Genomic DNA, 19328 nt, shown 5'->3' with positions numbered 1-19328 from the left:
GCGCGATTATCGCCCACCGACGCCCACCGGCGCCTCCCGACGCCCGCCTGTAGGAGCAGCTGAAGCTGCGACCGTCCTTGTGGCGTGCCGGGGTCGCAGCTGTAGCTGCTCCTACATCCGCAGGGTCGCAGCTGTAGCTGCTCCTACAGGGGGGCGGCTTCGACGGGGAGGGTGACCAGCATCAGGGTGGCGTCGTCCGGGTCCGGAACCACCTGGAAGCCGAGGCGCCGGCACATGGCGAGCATGGTGCTGTTCTCGCGCAGCACCTGGCCCTCGATGGTGGACAGGCCCATCCAGCGCGCGACTTCGATCATCTCCTGCATCAGCCGCCAGCCCAGGCCGGCGCCCTTGAGGTCGGAGCGCACCATGATTCCGTATTCGCCGCGCTCGAAATCGGAGTCGGCCAGCAGGCGCACCGCGCCGAGCATCTCGCCGCTGACCGAGTCGATCGCCACCAGCGCCATCGAGCGCGCGTAGTCCAGCTGCACCAGGCGGGCGATGAAGTCGTGGCTGAAGTCGCGCACGGCGCGGAAGAAGCGCAGGCGCAGGTCGTCGGCGCTGACCTGTTCGAAGAAGCGCCGGAACATGGCGTCGTCCTCCGGGCGCACCGGGCGCACGAAGGCCTCGCGGCCGCTGGACAGCAGCAGCGTGCGCTCCAGCTCGGTCGGATACGGGAACACCGCGAAGCGCGGATGGCCGCGGCCGCGGTGCAGCCGCGTCGAGGGCGCCACCGCGATGCGGGCGTCCAGCGCCACGGCACCGTCGGCGTCGGCCAGCAGCGGGTTGATATCGACCTCGCGCACCTCGGGGATGTCGGCGGCCAGCTGCGCCAGCTTCACCAGCACCAGCGCCAGCGCGCGCTCGTCGGCGGCGGGCACATCGCGGTAGGCGCGCAGGATGCGCGAGACCCGCGTGCGGCCGATCAGCTCGTGCGCCAGGCGCAGGTCCAGCGGCGGCAGCGCCAGTGCCTTGTCGTCGATCACCTCGACCGCGGTGCCGCCGCGGCCGAACACCACCACCGGGCCGAACACCGGGTCGTCGGCGATGCCGGCGATGACCTCGCGCGCCTTCGCCCGCAGCACCATCGGATGCACGCTGACGCCGTCGATGCGGGCGTCCGGCCGCAGCCGGCGCGCGCGCGCGATGATCTCGCCGGCCGCCTCGCGCACCGCCGCCGCGCTGGCCAGGTGCAGGCGCACGCCGTCGACGTCGCTCTTGTGCGCGATGTCCGGCGACAGCACCTTGACCGCCACAGTGTGCCCGGCGTCCAGCAGGGGCCGCGCCGCCTCGACCGCGGCATCGGCGTCGGCGGCCAGCACCGGCGCGGCGATGGCGATGCCGTAGGCGCCAAGCAGGCGCGCGGTGGCGACGGGGTCCAGCCATTCGCGGCCTTCGGCCAGCGCCGCGGCCACCAGCGCCTGCGCGGCCGCGCGGTCCACCGCGAAGTCCTCCGGCAGGCTCGGCGGCGTCTCCATCAGCGCCGCCTGCGCCTCGCGGTGCCGCACCAGGTACATGAAGCCGCGCACGGCCTCGGCTTCGCTGGCATAGGTCGGCACGCCGGCGGCCCCGAGCAGTCCCGATGCGCCGCCATCGTCGCCCAGCCACAGCGCCAGCACCGGCTTCTTCGGCGCACCGCGCGGACGCTGCTGCAGCACGCGCACCGTGGCTTCCGCGGTCTCGCGTGGATCGGACAGCACGGTCGGCACGTTCACCGCCAGCACGGCGTCGTTGCCGGGATCGTCGAGCAGGGCCTGCAGGCCGGCGGCATAGCGTGCACCGTCGGCGTCGCCGAGCAGGTCGACCGGATTGGCGCGCGACCAGCCACGGACCAGTTCGCCGTCCAGCCGCGCCACCGTGGCGTCGGCAAGCTTCGCCGGCCGGCCGCCCAGGTCCTGCAGGCGGTCGAGCGCGAGCAGGCCGGTGCCGGCGCCGTTGGTCAGCACCGCCAGGCGCTTGCCGGGCACGCTGCCCAGGTGCGACAGGGTCTCCGCCGCGGCGAACAGCTCGTCCAGCGCATGCACGCGCAGCAGGCCGGCGCGGCGGAAGGCGGCGTCGTAGACGGCGTCCGGCGTGGCCAGCGTGGCGGCGTGGCTCGACAGCGGACCCGGGCGCCGCGCGTGGCGCCCGGGACGCACCACCACCACCGGTTTGCCGCGGGCCGCGGCGCGCGCCGCCGACAGGAACTTGCGCGCGTCGCGCACGCGCTCGAGGTAGAGCAGGATCGCGCGGGTGTGGCGGTCGGTGGCGAACCAGTCCAGCAGGTCGCCGAAGTCGACGTCGATGCCGTCGCCCAGCGAGACCACGGCGGAGAAGCCCAGCCCGCGCGTGCTCGCCCATTCGATCATCGCCGCGCCGATCGCGCCCGACTGCGACACCAGCGCCAGGTCGCCCGCCGGCGGCCGGTGCGCGGCGAAGCTCGCGAACAACTTCGAGTGCGGCGCGATCACGCCCAGGCAGTTCGGCCCGACCACGCGCAGGCCGCGCTCGCGCGCGATCGCCTGCAGCGCCTCGTTGTGCGAGCCTGGCCCCTCGCCCATGTCGCGGGTCAGCACGATCAGCGCGCGCGCGCCGGCGTCGGCGGCGCGCATCGCCACCCGCGCCACCGTGGCCGGCGGCGTCGCCACCAGCACCAGTTCCGGCGCGAAGCCGAGCGCGTCCAGGCGCGGCGCGGCCGCCACGCCTTCCAGCTCGGGATAGCGCTTGTTGACCACGCCGATGCGGCCGCGGAAGCCGCCATCGATGATCTGGCGCAGCACCAGCCGGCCCAGCGACCGTTCGCGCGGACTCCCGCCCACCAGCGCCACCGAGGCCGGCGAGAACACGGATCCGAGCGCGTAGGTACCCATTCGTGGACGACCGGGTTTGGAGGGGGACCCGACGATACCACCGCCTTCCGCGGCCCTCGCTTGACGTCGCGCGCGGCGCTGTCCAACCTTCGGCGATGACGATGATGCTGGTCCGCAACGCGGACGTGTATGCGCCCGCGGCGCTCGGACGGCACGACCTGCTGGTCGGCGGCGGCAAGGTGCTGTGGATGGGCGCGGAGGCGCCGGCGCTGCCGGAGGCGCTTGTCGCCGCCACCCTGGACCTCGAAGGACGGCGCCTGCTGCCGGGCTTCATCGACGGCCACGTGCACGTGACCGGCGGCGGCGGCGAGGCCGGCTTCGCCAGCCGCGTGCCGGCGCCGATGCTCTCGCGCTACACCCGCGGCGGCGTAACCACCGTGGTCGGGCTGCTCGGCACCGACGACGTCGCGCGCGGCACGCGCGAGCTCGTCGCCGGGATCAACGCGCTGCGTGAGGAAGGCCTCTCGGCCTGGGGCCATGCCGGCGGCTACCACGTGCCGCCGGCCACGCTCACCGGCAGCCTGCGCGCGGATCTTGCCTTCATCGACTGCCTCATCGGCGTCGGCGAGCTGGCCATCAGCGACCACCGCTCAAGCCAGCCGACGCTCGACGAGCTGCTGCGCATCGCCTCCGAGACCCACGTGGCCGGGCTGATGACCGGCAAGGCCGGCATCGTCCACCTGCACCTGGGCGACGGGCCGCGCGGCCTCGACCTGGTGCGCCGCGCGCTCGACGCGAGCGAGCTGCCGCCGCGCGTCTTCAACCCCACCCACGTCAACCGCCGCCGCGCCCTGTTCGACGAAGCCATCGAGCTCGCGCGCCGCGGCTGCTGCATCGACATCACCGCCTTCCCGGTGGCCGACGGCGAAGACGCGTGGAGCGCCGCCGACGCCCTGGTCCGCTACTTCGCCAGCGGCGCGCCGCGCGAACGGGTGACGGTCAGCTCGGACGCCGGCGGCTGCCTGCCCTGCTTCGACGACCAGGGCCGCGTGTGCAGCATGGACGTCGGCCACTCGGGCGTGCTCATCGAGACCCTGCGCGAGCTGCTCGCGCGCGGGGTGTCGCTGGAGGTCGCGCTGCCGGCGTTCACCAGCAACGTCGCCGACCTGCTGCGCCTGCCCGGCAAGGGCCGGATCGCGGTCGGCGGCGACGCCGACCTGGTGGCGCTGGACGACGCCGGCGAGGTCACCGACGTGATCGCGCGGGGACGCGTGCACGTGCGCGGGGGCGCCGTGGTGCGCCGTGGTACGTTCGAAACGCAACACACCTGAAGCAGCGGAGCCATCGATGCCAAGCAAGCCCGTCAACGGGGAACAACGCGGCTGGATCATCCCGATCGGCGGTGCGGAGGACAAGGACACGAACCCGCGCATCCTCGCGCGCTTCGTCGAGCTCAGCGGCGGCGGCGACGCCGACATCGTGGTCATCCCGACGGCGAGCCGCCTGAAGGACAGCGGCCTGAACTACCAGGCGCTGTTCCGCGGGATGGGCGTGGAGCGCGTCGACGTGATGGATTTCGACACCCGCCGCGACTGCCAGGAGCCCGGCCGCATCCAGCGCCTGTCCGAGGCCAGCGGCATCTTCCTGACCGGCGGCAACCAGCTGCGGCTGTCCACCATCCTCGGCGGCACCGACGTCGCGCGCACGCTGCGCCTGTGCAACGCGCGCGGGGTCACCGTGGCCGGCACCAGCGCCGGCGCGGGCTTCCTGAGCGAGCACATGATCGCCTTCGGCAAGGAAGGCTCGTCGCCGCGCGCCAGCAGCGTGCGCCTGGCGCCCGGGCTCGGCCTGACCAACCGCTTCGTCATCGACCAGCACTTCCGCCAGCGCGACCGCCTCGGCCGCCTGACCGCCGCGCTGGCCTACAACCCGTTCGCCATCGGCATCGGCCTGGACGAGGACACCGCGGCCTTCATTTCGCCCGACGACACGCTCGAGGTCGAGGGCAGCGGCGCGGTGACCGTGGTCGACGCCCACGACCTGCAGTTCTCCTCGATGGCGCACGCCGACGAGGACGATCCGGTCTGCATGCTCGGCCTGGGCGTCCACATCCTCATCGCCGGCGCCACGTTCAACCTGCACACGCGGCGCGCGTCCGCCGGACGACTCGCCACCCGCAAGACCTGACAAGGCAGACACCCATGCGCATCCTCGAACGCTCCGTCTACGTTGGCCCGTCCCTGCATGCGCACTTCCCGGTGATCCGGCTGCTGCTGGACCTGGGCGAACTTGAACAGTGGCCGACCGCGCGCCTGGGTGCCGGCTTCATCGACGGCCTGGTGGCCGCCCTGCCCGGCCTGGCCGAGCACGGCTGCTCCTACCGCCAGCCCGGCGGCTTCGTGCGCCGCATGCGCGAGGACGACGGCACGTGGCTGGGACACGTGCTCGAGCACGTCGCGATCGAACTCCAGAACATCGCCGGCGAGGACGTCACCTTCGGCAAGACCCGCAGCGTCGATGGCCGCCCCGGCGTGTACACCGTCGTCTACGAGTACGTGCAGCGCGAGGAGGGCATCGCCGCCGGCGAGCTGGCGCTGCGCCTGGTCGCCTCGCTGCTGCCCGACGCGCTGCATCCGGCCGGCAGCGTGCCCGCCGACTGGGCCTGGGACGAGGCGCGCGACGGCTTCATCCGCTATGCCCAGCGCCGCGCGCTGGGTCCATCGACCGCGTCGCTGGTGCGTGCGGCCGAAGAGCGCGGGGTGCCGTGGCTTCGGCTCAACGACCGCTCGCTGGTGCAGTTCGGCCACGGCCGCTACCAGCAGCGCATCCAGGCCACGGTCACCGGGCGCACGCCGCACATCGCGGTGGAGCTGGCCAGCGACAAGGAGGAGACCAACCGGATCCTCGGCGCGCTCGGGCTGCCGGTGCCGCGCCAGGTGCTGGTGTCCAGCCAGACCGACGCGATCAAGGCCGCGCGCAGGCTCGGCGGCTCCGTGGTGCTGAAGCCCTGGAACGGCAACCACGGCCGCGGCATCACCATCGACATCAGGGAGGACGACGAGATCCGCGCCGCCTTCGCGGCCGCGCAGGAGCATTCGCGCTCGGTGATCGTCGAGACCTTCCAGCCCGGCGACGACCACCGCCTGCTGGTGGTCGACGGCCAGCTGGTGGCAGCCACGCGGCGCACGCCCGGCCACGTTGTCGGCGACGGCCGCAGCACCATCGCCGCGCTGGTCGATGCGGTGAACCGCGACCCGCGCCGCGGCGTCGGCCACGAGAAGGTCCTCACCCGCATCGAGCTCGACCGCGAGGCCGGACTGATGATGGCGCGCGCGGGCTACGACGGAGACTCGGTGCCCGCCGACGGCGAGGTCGTCTACCTGCGCTCCACCGCCAACCTGTCCACCGGCGGCACCGCCACCGACGTCACCGACCTGATCCACCCCGACAACCGCGAGATGGCGGTGCGCGCGGTGCGCGCGATCGGCCTCGACGTCGGCGGCGTGGACTTCATCACCCCGGACATCTCGGAAAGCCACCGCGCCATCGGCGGCGCGATCTGCGAGGTCAACGCCGCCCCCGGCTTCCGCATGCACGTCGCGCCCAGCGAGGGCACGCCGCGCGACGCCGCCGGGCCGGTGATCGACATGCTGTTCCCGCCCGGCTCGCCCAAGCGCGTGCCGATCGCCGCGGTCACCGGCACCAACGGCAAGACCACCACTGCGCGCATGCTCGCCCACATCGCCAAGATGTCGGGCCACACGCCCGGCCTCACCACCACCGACGGCGTGTACATCGACGGCAACCGCACCGTCGAGGGCGACATGACCGGCCCGGTGTCGGCGCGCATGGTGCTGCGCGACCCCACGATCGACTTCGCGGTGCTCGAGACCGCCCGCGGCGGCCTGCTGCGCGCGGGCATGGGCGTGACCAAGGTCGACGTGGGCGCGGTGATCAACGTCCAGTCCGACCACCTCGGGCTCAAGGGCATCGACACCCTGGAGCAGCTGGCGGAAATCAAGCGCATCGTGGTCGAGGTCGCCACGGAATGCGCAGTGCTCAACGCCGACGACCCCAACGTGCTGCGCATGTCCGGCTACACCCGCGCGCGCACCATCTGCTACGTGACCATGAACCCCGGCCACCCGCTGGTGCGCGAGCACGTGCGCGCCGGCGGCCGCGCCTGTGCGCTGGAGGAAGGCGTCAACGGCCACATGATCACGCTGTACGACAAGGGCACCCAGATCCCGCTGCTGTGGACCCACCTGGTGCCGGCGACGCTCGAGGGCCGCGCGCTGCACAACGTGCAGAACGCGATGTTCGCCGCGTCGATGGCGTTCGCGATGGGCATCCGGCTCGACGACATCCGCCAGGGCCTGCGCACCTTCGACACCACCTTCTTCCAGGCGCCGGGGCGCATGAACGTCTTCAGCGAACACCCCTTCAAGGTGCTGTTCGACTATGCGCACAACGCGCACGCGGTCGGCGTCATGGCCGACCTGGCGCAGCGCCTGGACGTGGACGGCCGCCGCATCGTGGTGGTGGCCGGACCGGGTGACCGCCGCGACGACGACATCGTCGCGATCGCCGACGCGGTGGCCGGCCGCTTCGACCACTACATCTGCCGCCGCGACGACGGCCTGCGCGGCCGCGACGGCGACGAGGTGCCCAACATCATCGCCCGAGCCCTGCGCGCGGCCGGCGTGCCGGACGGGGCGATCTCGGTCATCCCCGACGAGCAGGCGGCGATCGACGCCGCGCTGCGCATGGGCCGGCCCGGCGACCTGCTGCTGGTGTTCGCCGACGCGCTGGCGCGCTCCTGGAAGCAGATCACGAAGTTCCGGCCGGAAGGCGCGACCGAGGCGCCGGCCAGGCCCGCGCCGCCGCCGTTGCCCGGCGCCGATACGGCGCCGGCGTTCGAGCTCGAAGGCCTGGTGCGCGAGGAGCGCGGGCTGGTGTTCGCGCCGGACGAGGACAGCGACTGAGCCCGGGATCCACGATGAGCACCGCAGCGCCGCCCTTCGACGACTCTCGCCGCCTGACCGGGCCGAACCTGTATTTCGCCGGCACCGGCGCGGTGCTGGAGACCGGCATCGGCGCGCCGGTCGCCGACGCGCTGCTCGAGGCCTGGACACGGCGCATCGCGCGCGCCCGCGACGCGCTGGGCTGGCCCGACGGCCCCGTGCTGGTGCGCCCGCACGCCACCGGCGCCAGCCTCGCCTTCACCGCGCCCGCCGACGTGCTCTACGCCGCCACCGAAGTCAACGAATGGGCCTGGCTGGACACGCTGGCGGAGGCCGGCATCGACACCGGCGAAGCGGCGCTCCAGCCCGGACACGCGCCGGTCGGCGACGAGGACGCGGCCCTGCGCCTGCTGCGCGCCGTGGCCGCCGCCGAGCACCTGCCGCGGCTGGCGTCGCTGCGCGAGGCGGCCGCGCTGCACGCGCTGCCGCTGCTGCTCGACGACGAGCGGCTGTCGCTCGGCATGGGCACCGGCAGCCGCACCTGGGACAACCACGCCCTGCCGGCTCCCGACGAGGTGCCGTGGCAGGCGCTGCACGCCATCCCGGTAGCCCTGGTGACCGGCTCCAACGGCAAGACCACCAGCGTCCGCCTGCTCGCCGCGATCGCGATGGCCCACGGCTGGCACACCGCCAACAGCTGCACCGACGGCCTGTACCTCGATGCCCGGCTGATCGAGGACGGCGACTACTCCGGCCCGGGCGGCGCGCGCGCGCTGCTGCGCCACCCCGGCGCGGAGGCCGCGATCCTGGAGACCGCGCGCGGCGGCCTGCTGCGGCGCGGCCTCGGCGTCGAGCGCGCCGACGTCGCCCTGGTCACCAACGTCAGCCCCGACCATTTCGGCGAGTACGGCATCCACGACCTCGACGGCCTCGCCCAGGTCAAGCTCACCGTCGCCCGCGCGATCGCCGCCGACGGCACCGTCGTGCTCAACGCCGACAACGCGCGGCTGCGCGCGCATGCCGGCACGGTCGCGGCGCAGCTGGCCTGGTTCTCCGGCGACGACGACCATCCGCTGCTGCGGCAGGCACGCGCCGACGGCCGCGGCAGCTGCGGCGTGCGCGACGGGCACCTGCTGCTGTTCGACGGCACGCGTTCGCACGACCTCGGCGCGATCGCCGACATGCCGCTGACGCTCGGCGGCCTGGCCACGCACAACGTGCAGAACTGCGCCGGCGCCGCACTGGCCGCCAGCCGCCTGGGCATCGCACCGGACACCATCGCCGGCGTGCTTGCGCGCTTCGGCAGCGCCCACGGCGACAACCCCGGGCGCCTGCAGCGCTGGGTGCTCGGCGATGGCGTGCAGGCCTACGTCGACTACGCGCACAACCCGGACGGCCTGCAGCACCTGCTCGAACTGGTGCGCCGCGCGCACGGCGGTCCGGGACGCCTGCACCTGCTGCTGGGCCAGGCCGGCAACCGCAGCGACGAGGCCATCGCCGAGCTCGCCGCCACCGCCGCCGCCTTCGCCCCGGACCGGGTCGTGCTCAAGGACATGGAGGGTTACCAGCGCGGGCGCGCGAGCGGCGCGGTGGCCGGGGTGCTGCGCGCGGCGCTGCTGCGCAGCGGCGTGCCCGCCGAGGCCATCGTCGAATGCCTGGACGAGACCGCGGCCGCGCGCCTGATCCTGGCGGATGCGCGCCCGGGCGACAGCCTGGTCCTGCCCGTGCACGGCACCGGCAGCCGCGCGCGCGTGGTCATGCTGCTCGACCGGCTGCAGCGGCTGGGCTGGGCCCCGGGCGAGCCCCTGCTCCCGGAAGACGCCCCGGCGTAAAGCCCGCGATGCGGGCCGCAGCGTCGGGAACGCAGCGTCCCTGGGCCTGCACGCGGCCGTGAAGACGCGCTGGCTTAGGATGGCAGGAGCCGGTTTGCATCCGCATCCCGCCCCCTCGTCCGACGCCTCCTTCCAGGCGTCCATTCCGGAGGACCGACATGGTCTCGACCGTTCCGCGCCGGTACGCACCGGCTTTCCACCCCGTCCATGCGCTGCTGCTGGGCGGCGCGCTCACCCTCTTCCTCGGCGGCCTGCTCAGCGACATCGCCTATGCGCGCACCTACGAGATCCAGTGGCAGAACTTCGCGTCGTGGCTGATCGCCGGCGCCCTGGTGATCGCGGGCGTGGCGCTGGTCAGCGCGCTGTTCGCCCTGCTCACCTCGCGCCGCACGCCCGCCGCGCTCCCGCACTTCCTGCTGCTGCTGGCGACCTGGGTCGTCGGTTTCTTCAACGCGCTGATGCACGCGCGCGACGCCTGGGCCAGCATGCCCGGCGGCCTCGTGCTGTCGGTCATCACCGTCGCCCTCGGCCTGGTGGCGACGTTCTTCGCGGCCCGCGCCCCGCGCATCGGAGGTGTCGAATGAAGCGCCTGAGCCTGCTTGCCGTCGCCACGTCCGCCGTGGTCCTCGCCGCCTGCAACCCGGATCCGGGTCCGATGCAGTACGGCACCGACGTCAACCTGCCCGAGCCCAAGCGCGGCCTGCTGCCGCAGATGGTGATCGCCGATCCATCCGAATGGGGCGACCGCGTGCCGGTGGTCCCCGAGGGCTTCGAGGTCCGCGCCATCGCCACTGGGCTGGGCATCCCGCGCCAGACCCTGGTGCTGCCCAATGGCGACATCCTGGTGGCCGAGGGCCGCGGCGGCAACGCGCCCAAGCTCAAGCCCAAGGACGTGATCGCCGGCCCGATCAAGGCCGCCGGCACCACTGGCGTGAAGAGCGGCAACCGCCTCACCCTGCTGCGCGACGCCGACGGCAACGGCGACTACGAAGTGCAGACCGTGTTCGCCGACAACCTCAACGCGCCCTACGGCCTGGCCCTGATCGGCAACAACCTGTACGTCGCCAACCAGGACGCGGTGGTGCGCTTCGACTACACGCCGGGCATGACCCAGGCACCGGCCGGCGAGCCCGAAGTGCTGACGCTGCTGCCGTCCGAGATCAACCACCACTGGACCAAGGCGATGGCCGCCAGCGCCGACGGCCGCTTCCTGTACGTCGGCATCGGCTCCAACAGCAACATCACCGAGCGCGGCATGACCGCCGAGCAGGACCGCGCGATGGTCTGGGAGATCGACGCGCAGACTGGCATGCACCGTCCCTACGCGACCGGCCTGCGCAACCCGACGGCGCTCACGATCCAGCCCGGCAGCGGCCAGCTGTGGGCCGTGGTCAACGAGCGCGACGAGATCGGCCCCGACCTGGTACCCGACTACCTGACCTCGGTGCGCGAGGGTGGCTTCTACGGCTGGCCCTGGGCCTACTGGGGCAACCACGTCGACACCCGCGTGAAGCCGGAGAACCCGGAGAAGGTCGCCGCCTCGCTCACCCCGGACTACAGCCTGGGCGCGCACGTGGCCTCGCTGGGCGTGGACTTCTCCAGCCCGGTGATGGGCCCGGAGTTCGCCGACGGCGCCTTCGTCGGCATGCACGGCAGCTGGAACCGTCCCGATCCCTCGGGCTACAAGGTGGTGTTCGTGCCGTTCGCGAACGGCCGCCCGGCCGGCGACCCGATCGACTTCGCCACCGGCTTCCGCGACGACGACGGCACCACCCGTGGCCGCCCGGTCGGTGTGACGGTGGACCCGCGCGGCGCGGTGATCATCGCCGACGACCTGGCCAACATCGTCTGGCGCGTCTCGCGCGTGGGTGGGCCGGCGGTGGCGCCGGATGCACCGGTGGACAGCACCGGTGCGGACGCGTCCGCAACCGGCGAGGCGCCCGCCGACGACGCCGCGGCGCCGGCCGCTCCGGCGACCGGAACCTAGTCGGCCGTGGCCGGGGGGCGCGACGCTCCCCGGCCCCGACGCGCCTTCGCGCGCGTCCGGCCCGTGGCCACGGCCCCGGGCCTCGCGCCCGCAGACGCGGACGCATCGCCGGGCTGCAGCACCTGCAGCCCCGCCAGCATGTCGACATACGCGGTGAAGTGCCGCAGGTAGCCGGGCGATTCCTCCTGCATCAGCCGCAGCATCCGGCTGGCCAGCGCCCGAGAATTCAAGGGGCCGGCATCGACCGGCGCCGGCGCCAGCGCACGGCGGACCTGCTCGCGGCCGCGCAGCTGCGCCCAGAGCCCGCGCACCTCCTCCAGGCCCGGCAGCGCCGGCCACTCCGCGGCGTCGGGCAGGCCGGCATCGAGTCCGGCCAGCAGCGCCTCGCGCTCCCGCGACCAGCAATCGAGCGCATCGACCAGTCCCGCGACCGGCCCTCCGTCCCGCTCTCCGGCCCGGACCTGCGGCACGGCCTGCGGCGACGTGCGCATCGCGTCGTCGCGCGACGCCATGCCCTCGCCTCCGGTGGTGGTGCTATCGGCCATGCGCCACCTGCCCGTCCTGCGCCGGCGCCTGCCGCGGCACCGGCGCCATCTCGACGCGGCGGTTGCGTGCCCGGCCCTGCGCATCGGCGTTGCTGGCCACCGGCTGCTCGGCACCGAAGGCGGCGGCGAACACCGACGACGCCGGCACGCCCTGCGCCACCAGCGCGCGGGTCACGGTCAGCGCGCGCTGTGCCGACAGCTCCCAGTTGTCGGCGAAGCGCTCGCTGTCGCCGCGCACCTGGCGGTCGTCGGTGAAGCCGCTCACCATCAGGATCTCGTCGCGCCCGGCGAGGTAGCCGGCCAGCGGCGCGGCCAGGCTTTCAAGCAGCTCCTCACCCTCGGGCTGCAGGCGGTCGGATCCAAGCGCGAACAGCACGCTGCCGCTGATGCCGATGCGGCCGTCGACCAAGGTGATGCGGCCGCTCGCCAGCGGCGCGGCCAGCGCCTGCTCCAGCGCCTCGCGGCGCTGCCGCTCGACCTCGCGCTGCGCGACCTCGTCGGCCAGCTTCGTCTCCAGGTGCAGCTGCACCCCGATCACCCCGACCAGGATCAACACGAACACGCCCAGCAGCACCGACATCAGGTCGCCGAACGCGGCCCAGACCGGCACCGACGCGTCGGCATCGCCTTCGACCTCCAGGCTCATGCCCCGGTCCCGGCCGCGGCGGGCAGCTGGCGGAGTTCGCCGATGATCTGCTTCTGCGCCAGCACGCTCAGGTCGACCAGTTCGCGCGCCTGGGCCACGTAGTAGGCCAGCTGCTCGTCGCCGCGGGTGCCGGCGGCCTCGAGCGCGGCGCCGATGCCTTCCAGGCGCGCCGCCAGCTCGGCGTTGCGCTCGCCGAACTGCTGCACGGCGCCGGCGAGCGCCTCGCCCAGGGCGGCCACGCCGGCGGCGCCTTCGTCCACGCGCGCCACCGCGGCCTCGATCGCGCCGGTGCCGGCGTCGACCTGCGCGTCGAAGCGCGCGCCGGCCTGTTCCAGCAGCGTGGATGTGGTGGAGACGAGGGCATCGATCGCACCGCGCTGCTCGCTGGAGGCGTGGTTCACGGCGTCCAGCAGCGTCGACAGCGTGTCCATGAGCCGGGTGCGCTCGTCCAGCATCGCGGTGTCGCGCGCCATGCTGTCGGAGAGCTTCTGGCGGAGTTCGGCCACCACCTCGGCCGCGGCGCGCGGTGCTTCCGAAGCCGCCTCCACCAGGGTCGAGATTTCGGCGATGGTCGCGGCGGCGTGGGCCTGCGACTGCTCGCCGATCTCGGCGGCGGCACGGGCCAGGGCCTCGCTGGCGGCCTCGTGGCGCTGCGCGGCGGCCTCGCCGGCCCGCGCCCAGTCCTCGCGCAGCGCGGCCGACATCGCCTCGAGCCCGCCCTGCCAGGCCGCGAGGCGCGCAGCGTCCTGCTCGGCCAGCGTCGACTGCAGGCGCGCGTGCGTGTCTTCCAGCCCGGCGAGCAGGGCGCCGGAACGGCCTTCGAAGGCCTCGCCGGCGGCATCGAGCGTCTGCCGGTGGCGCTCGGACAGGGCCTCGTGCTGCGCCTGCTGGCGCGCGAGCGCCTGTTCCCAGGCGCCGCCGACCTGCTGCGTCGTGGCCTCGAGCCGCGACGACACCGCCTCCACCAGGTCGCCGGTGCGCTCGGCGAAGCGCTCGCCGGCGGCATCGAGGCCGCTGCGGAGCGCCTGCGCAAGCGCCTGCTGCGAGCCCGCCTGCTGCTCCAGGGCCTGCCGCCACAGCGTCGTGGACGCGTCGGCGCTGGCCTGGAAGCCGGCCTGCAGGGTGGCCAGCTGGCGCTCGACCGATGCGGCCACGGCCGCCTGCGTGCGCTCGCCCTCGTGCGCGAGCGCCTCCATCGCCGAGGCCACGGCCGGCTGCACCGCCTCGGCCGCGGCGCGCGCGCTGTCGGCGGCGCTGCGTTCGAGGGCCGCGCCCAGCGTGCCGGCCAGCTGCTGCCAGGCCGCGGTGGTGCCGGCGTGGAACGCCTCCTGCTGCGCCGCCTGGTGCGCGTGCGCGGCCTGCGCCTGCTGCTCCAGCGCCCGCGCCAGCGCGTCCAGGCGGTCCATCAGTGCCGGCATCGCCTCCGCATGCGCCTGCGCCAGGCGCAGGGCCTGGTCGCGCTGGTGGGCGCGGGTGTGCACCTGCAGGCCATCGACGGCGACGGCGGCCGCGTCGAGCAGGCGCACGGCCTCGGCGCGCTCGCGGCGGCACAGGGCGGCCAGCAGCCCCAGCATCGCCGAGGCGGCCACGCCCGCGATCGAGGTGCCGAAGGCCACGCCCAGGCCCTCCACCGGCGCGGCCAGCGAATCGCGCACGGCCTGCAGGTCGCTCGCCGACTGCAGGGCCATGCCGGTGCCGCGCAGGGTCACCAGCATGCCGAGCAGGGTGCCGAGCATGCCCAGCAGCACCAGCAGCCCGACCAGGTAGGGCGTCAGCGCCGGCGCCGGCAGCGCTCCCTGGCCGCTGTCGATGCGCGTGCGCACCGCGGCGCGCAGGGTCGGGTCGAGGCCGCCCAGCCAGGCGGCCAGGCCGTCCGCACCGGGCGGCGCGTCGAGCGCCGCGACCAGCCCGGCGGTCGCCCGGCGGTAGCGGTGCAGCTCCACCCCGCCGAGCACGTACAGCGCGCCGATCAGGGCGGTGACCGCCAGCGCCAGCGCGTGGCTGCCGACGTAGCCCGCGCCGATCCAGCACACGGCCAGCAGGCCGAGCGCGAATACGAAGGCGTTGGGGAGGGTTCTGTTCATGCGTCCGGACCGGGGTTGCGAAGCGCGGCAAGCAGGGCTTCGATGGGTTGGAAACGGAGGTCGAGTTCGGCCAGCAGCACCTGGCGGGCTTCGGCGCGGAAGCGGTCGCGCCAGGCGGCCGGGGTGCCCGGCGCCGCGGCATTCGCGTTCGCGTCCGCATCGGCACCGGCGTCCGCGCCGGCGTGGAGGGCATGCAGCCGCTCGAAGCGGGCGACCAGCGCGGGGACCACGGGCACCAGCAGCGCGTGCTCGCGCGGTGCCAGCAGGCCCTCCATCACCGCATCGACGGCGGCCAGCCGCGCCTTTCCACCGCCACGCTGCGCCAGCTGCTCGCGCAGCTCGCCGCGCAGGCGCCCGGTGGCCGACTGCAGGTCGCGCTGCAGGCCCTGGCAATGCCGCTGCACCACGCCCGCGCCGGCGGCGGCTCCCATGCCGTCCTCGCCCGGCCGCGGGCGCAGCGGCCGGGTCCAGTCGCGCGCGTCGTCCTCGATGGCGTCCACCAGGGCGGCGCGCCGCTCGAGGACCCCGGACGCCAGCGCCGCTGGAGCGTCGGGACCGCAGGCGGACGCGGTGCCGTCGGGCGTCATGCCGGCGTGCTCCGCGGCCTCCGGCTCGGGCGCCTGCGGCACGTCATCCAGCGCACGCGACAGCGCCACCGCGCGCTGCCAGTCCAGCCAGTCGCCCAGCAGGTCGGCCGGCGCCTGCGTCGGCTGGACGGGTTCGAGCGCCTCCAGCCGGGCCAGCAGCCTGGGAAGCGTGGCGCCCGGGACGGGCGCCCGGGAGCGGTGCTGGAGCATGCGGATGGCCAAAAAACGACCATTTTAGCGCGTCGCCGGCCGGGGCCGGGGGAACACGGCGAAGGCCCGGTTGCCCGGGCCTTCGCGTCGACACCGTGGCGATGTGGCCGGCCGCGTTACTCCACCGTCACGCTCTTCGCCAGGTTCCGCGGCTTGTCGACGTCGGTGCCGCGCGCCAGCGCGACGTGGTAGGCCAGCATCTGCACCGGGATGGTGTGCACGATCGGGCTCAGCACGCCGACGTGGCGTTCGGTGCGGATCACGTGCACGCCTTCGCTCTCGCTGAAGTTGCTGTCGGCGTCGGTGAACACGAACAGCTCGCCGCCGCGCGCGCGCACTTCCTGCATGTTCGATTTCACCTTCTCCAGCAGGCTGTCGTTGGGCGCGATCACCACCACCGGCATGTCGTCGTCCACCAGCGCCAGGGGGCCGTGCTTCAGCTCGCCCGCCGGGTAGGCCTCGGCGTGGATGTACGAGATCTCCTTGAGCTTGAGCGCGCCTTCCAGCGCGATCGGATAGTGCACGCCGCGGCCCAGGAACAGCGCGTGCTCCCGGGGCGTGAAGTGCTCGGCCCACATCGCGACCTGCGGCTCCAGGTTCAGCGCATGCTGCACGCTGCCCGGCAGGTGGCGCAGCGCTTCGATGTACTCGGCCTCCTTCTCTTCCGGCAGGCGGCCGTTGAGCTTGGCGAGCGTCGCGGCCAGCGCGAACAGGCCCACCAGCTGGGTGGTGAAGGCCTTGGTCGAGGCCACGCCGATCTCGGCGCCGGCGCGGGTGTAGAACACGAGCCTGCTGGCGCGCGGGATCGCGCTCTCGGGCACGTTGCAGATCGACAGGGTCAGGTCCTGGCCCAGCGACTTCGCGTACTTCAGCCCTTCCATGGTGTCGAGCGTCTCGCCCGACTGGGAAATGGTGACCACCAGGTGCTTCGGGTTCGCCACCGCGGTGCGGTAGCGGTATTCGCTGGCGATCTCGACGCTGCAGGGCAGGCCGCTGATCGCCTCGATCCAGTAGCGCGCCACCGAGCCTGCGTAGAAGCTGGTGCCGCAGGCCAGGATCTGCACGCCCTCGACCTCGCGCAGCACGGCGTCCGCATCCTTGCCGAACAGGGTCGGCTCGAAGGCGCCGGCGTCGATGATCGCTTCCATCGTGTCGCCCAGCGCGCGCGGCTGCTCGTGGATCTCCTTCTGCATGAAGTGCCGGTACGGGCCGAGCTCCAGCGAGGACAGCGAGACGTCGGACAGGTGTTCCTCGCGCAGCACCGGCAGGTCGTCGCCGTCGAACACGCGCACCGCCTCGCGGGTGATCTCCGCGGTGTCGCCCTCTTCGAGGAAGATCACGCGGCGCGTGGCCTGCAGGATCGCCGACACGTCGGAGGCGACGAAGTTCTCGCCCTCGCCCAAGCCGACCAGCAGCGGGCAGCCCATGCGCGCGACCACCATGCGCCCCGGCTCCTTGCGGCTGACCACGGCCAGCGCGTAGGCGCCATGCAGTTCCTTCACCGCACGCTGCAGCGCCGCGAGCAGGTCGTTGCCGTCCTGCAGGTAGTGGTGGATGAGGTGCGCGATGACCTCGGTGTCGGTCTGCGATTCGAATTCGTAACCCAGCGCCTTCAGGCGCTCGCGCTGCGTTTCGTGGTTCTCGATGATGCCGTTGTGCACCAGCGCCACGCCGTGGCTGACGTGCGGGTGCGCGTTGGATTCGGTGACGCCGCCGTGCGTGGCCCAGCGGGTGTGGCCGATGCCGAGCGTGGCCGCAAAGCCTTCGGCGGCGGCGGCGCCCTCCATCTCGGCCACGCGGCCGGTGCGGCGCACCCGGCGGATGTCGGCACCGTCCACGACGGCGATGCCGGCGGAGTCGTAGCCACGGTATTCGAGACGCTTGAGTCCTTCGATCAGGACCGGAACCACATCGCGATCCGCGATCGCACCGACGATGCCGCACATGTCTATGGGATGCCTTGTCTGGGGACTGCACAGTGTAACGGCGAAACCCGGCCAGGCCGTCCGCGCGGACGCTCCGGGTGTCCGCGCGGACACCCGGACACCCGGACAAACCATCGACAGATCAATGCCTTGCGATTGGCACGCCGCTTGCGTTGATGGAGACAACCCTCCCGATTCGACGCCACCGGACACCCCATGCAAACAAGCCGCGCCCGCATCCGCGACACCTCCGGCCAGGACCGCGCCCCGGCCACCGCCGCGCCCGCGCGCCGCCGCCTGCGCGATCCGCGGATCGTCGCCGGGATCGCCGGCGCCGTGGTGCTCGGGCTCGCGGCCTGGGTGGCGGCGGGCTGGAGCAGCGGCGGCCGCTCGCACGACGCCTCGCGCATCCGCATCGCCGAAGTCGTGCGCGGCGACCTGGTCCGCGACCTGTCCGCCGACGGCCGCGTCATCGCCGCCAACAGCCCGACCCTGTACGCCATCGCCGGCGGCACCGTGGCGCTGAAGGTGGTGGCCGGCGACGCGGTGGAGAAGGGCCAGGAGCTGGCGGTGATCGACAGCCCCGAGCTGCGCAGCAAGCTGGTGCAGGAGGAGTCCACCCTGGCCAGCCTGCAGGGCGAGGCCAACCGCGCCATGCTCGACGCGCGCCTGACCCGGTCGGATGCACAGAAGCTGCTCGACCAGGCTCTGATCGACGAGGTCGCCGCCGAGCGCGACGTCGAACGCTACAAGCGCGCCTTCGAAGGCGGCGCGGTCTCGCGCAACGACTACGACCGCGCGCTCGACGGCCTGAAGAAGGCCGAGATCGGCGTCGCCTCGGCGCGCCAGGACTTCGCGCTGCAGGGCCAGGGCGCGGGCATCGACGCCAGCAACAAGCGCCTGCTGGCCGAGCGTCAGGAAGCCGTGGTCGAGGAGCTGCGCCGCCAGGTCGACGCGCTGACCCTGCGCGCGCCCTTCGACGGCCAGGTCGGCCAGGTGCAGATCGCCCAGGGCACCAACGTCGCCGCCAACGCGCCGATCCTCGGCGTGGTCGACCTGTCGCAGTTCGAGGTCGAGATCAAGGTGCCCGAGAGCTTCGCCCGCGACCTCGGCATCGGCATGCCCGCCCAGGTCACCAGCGTCGGCAAGCAATGGCCGGCGGAAATCTCGGCGGTGTCGCCGGAAGTCGTCAACGGCGAGGTCAACGCCCGCCTGCGCTTCGCCGACGGCCAGCAGCCGCCCGGCCTGCGCCAGAACCAACGGCTGTCGGCGCGCATCGTACTGGACACCCGCGAGGACGTGCTCATGGTCGAGCGCGGGCCCTTCCTCGAGCAGGAAGGCGGCAATTTCGCCTACGTCGTCGACGGCGGCAGTGCGCAGCGGCGGCCGATCCAGGCCGGTGCCTCGAGCCTGTCGGCGGTCGAGATCGTGTCGGGGCTGCAGGCCGGCGAACGCATCGTCGTGTCGGGCAGCGACCAGTTCCAGCAGGCGGACCGCGTCCGCATTTCCGGAGAATGACCATGCAAGCGACCACCGGTTTCCCCCACGTCGTCCACTGGGATTCGTTCCAGCGGGCCGATGCGGTGCCGCGACGCCTGAGCGAGCTGTACCGCTTCGACGTCCGCGAGCTCGCCCGGCCCACCGCCTTCCCCGCCGACGGCGAACCCCGCCGCGCGCACGCCCCCCGCCCCTACCTCCCGTCCTCGTCCCTGCCCACCCGGTTCCAGGTCGACTGATGGGCACCACCGCCACCACCGCACAG

Annotated in this window: 14 protein-coding genes; 8 read left to right on the top strand and 6 right to left on the bottom strand. The window is 73.5% G+C overall.

What is annotated here, in order from left to right; all coding sequences use genetic code 11:
* Positions 1–143 precede the first annotated feature (143 nt).
* Positions 144–2846 carry a bifunctional acetate--CoA ligase family protein/GNAT family N-acetyltransferase gene (locus tag IE168_RS09560; RefSeq protein ID WP_189497649.1) on the bottom strand — a complete coding sequence of 901 codons (2703 nt, stop codon included), beginning with the start codon at positions 2844–2846 and terminating at the stop codon, positions 144–146.
* Between the two features lie 95 nt (positions 2847–2941).
* Here IE168_RS09560 and iadA point away from each other — a divergent pair, with 95 nt between their 5' ends.
* From iadA to IE168_RS09530, 6 genes are all read left to right on the top strand, one after another.
* Entirely contained in the window at positions 2942–4117 is a 1176-nt protein-coding gene (gene iadA, locus IE168_RS09555) for a beta-aspartyl-peptidase (protein WP_229823354.1), read from the top strand.
* A gap of 16 nt (positions 4118–4133) precedes the next feature.
* On the top strand, positions 4134–4973 hold the full coding sequence (locus IE168_RS09550) for a cyanophycinase (protein WP_189497647.1): 840 nt from the start codon (positions 4134–4136) through the stop codon (positions 4971–4973).
* 14 nt (positions 4974–4987) lie between these two features.
* Positions 4988–7771 (top strand): cyanophycin synthetase, encoded by a 2784-nt coding sequence (gene cphA, locus IE168_RS09545; protein ID WP_189497645.1) that lies wholly within the window; start codon positions 4988–4990, stop codon positions 7769–7771.
* A gap of 14 nt (positions 7772–7785) precedes the next feature.
* The gene (locus IE168_RS09540; RefSeq protein WP_189497643.1) at positions 7786–9582 is read left to right on the top strand and encodes a Mur ligase family protein; all 1797 of its coding nucleotides are present in this window, start codon (positions 7786–7788) and stop codon (positions 9580–9582) included.
* Positions 9583–9740: 158 nt separating this feature from the next.
* Positions 9741–10166 (top strand): DUF2231 domain-containing protein, encoded by a 426-nt coding sequence (locus IE168_RS09535; RefSeq protein ID WP_189497641.1) that lies wholly within the window; start codon positions 9741–9743, stop codon positions 10164–10166.
* Positions 10163–11569 (top strand): PQQ-dependent sugar dehydrogenase, encoded by a 1407-nt coding sequence (locus IE168_RS09530; protein WP_189497640.1) that lies wholly within the window; start codon positions 10163–10165, stop codon positions 11567–11569. The genes IE168_RS09535 and IE168_RS09530 overlap by 4 nt, the downstream gene beginning before the upstream one ends.
* Here the strand turns inward: IE168_RS09530 and IE168_RS09525 are convergent.
* The 5 genes from IE168_RS09525 to glmS form a co-directional block, all read right to left on the bottom strand.
* Positions 11566–12114 carry a DUF2894 domain-containing protein gene (locus IE168_RS09525; RefSeq protein ID WP_189497638.1) on the bottom strand — a complete coding sequence of 183 codons (549 nt, stop codon included), beginning with the start codon at positions 12112–12114 and terminating at the stop codon, positions 11566–11568. The genes IE168_RS09530 and IE168_RS09525 overlap by 4 nt on opposite strands.
* A complete protein-coding gene (locus tag IE168_RS09520; protein WP_189497636.1) occupies positions 12104–12760 on the bottom strand; it encodes an OmpA family protein in 657 nt (218 codons plus the stop codon). Before IE168_RS09520 ends, IE168_RS09525 begins: the two co-directional genes overlap by 11 nt.
* Positions 12757–14844: a DUF802 domain-containing protein gene (locus IE168_RS09515; protein WP_189497634.1), complete on the bottom strand. Its 2088-nt coding sequence runs from the start codon at positions 14842–14844 to the stop codon at positions 12757–12759. Before IE168_RS09515 ends, IE168_RS09520 begins: the two co-directional genes overlap by 4 nt.
* Positions 14841–15641, bottom strand: a complete 801-nt coding sequence (locus tag IE168_RS09510; RefSeq protein ID WP_189497632.1) for a DUF3348 family protein — start codon at positions 15639–15641, stop codon at positions 14841–14843. The genes IE168_RS09515 and IE168_RS09510 overlap by 4 nt, the downstream gene beginning before the upstream one ends.
* Before the next feature lie 116 nt (positions 15642–15757).
* Entirely contained in the window at positions 15758–17587 is a 1830-nt protein-coding gene (glmS, locus tag IE168_RS09505) for a glutamine--fructose-6-phosphate transaminase (isomerizing) (RefSeq protein WP_189497630.1), read from the bottom strand.
* Between the two features lie 195 nt (positions 17588–17782).
* On the opposite strand from glmS, the gene IE168_RS09500 reads away from it, so the two are divergent.
* Positions 17783–19084, top strand: a complete 1302-nt coding sequence (locus IE168_RS09500) for an efflux RND transporter periplasmic adaptor subunit (RefSeq protein ID WP_189497628.1) — start codon at positions 17783–17785, stop codon at positions 19082–19084.
* A 2-nt stretch (positions 19085–19086) separates the two neighbouring features.
* Positions 19087–19302, top strand: coding sequence for a hypothetical protein (locus IE168_RS09495; RefSeq protein WP_189497626.1), 216 nt, complete (start codon positions 19087–19089; stop codon positions 19300–19302).
* The last annotated feature ends 26 nt before the right edge of the window (positions 19303–19328 follow it).

The organism is Luteimonas padinae, from assembly GCF_014652935.1.
Taxonomy (GTDB): Bacteria; Pseudomonadota; Gammaproteobacteria; order Xanthomonadales; family Xanthomonadaceae; genus Luteimonas; species Luteimonas padinae.
This window is presented reverse-complemented; position numbering and strand designations above follow the sequence as displayed.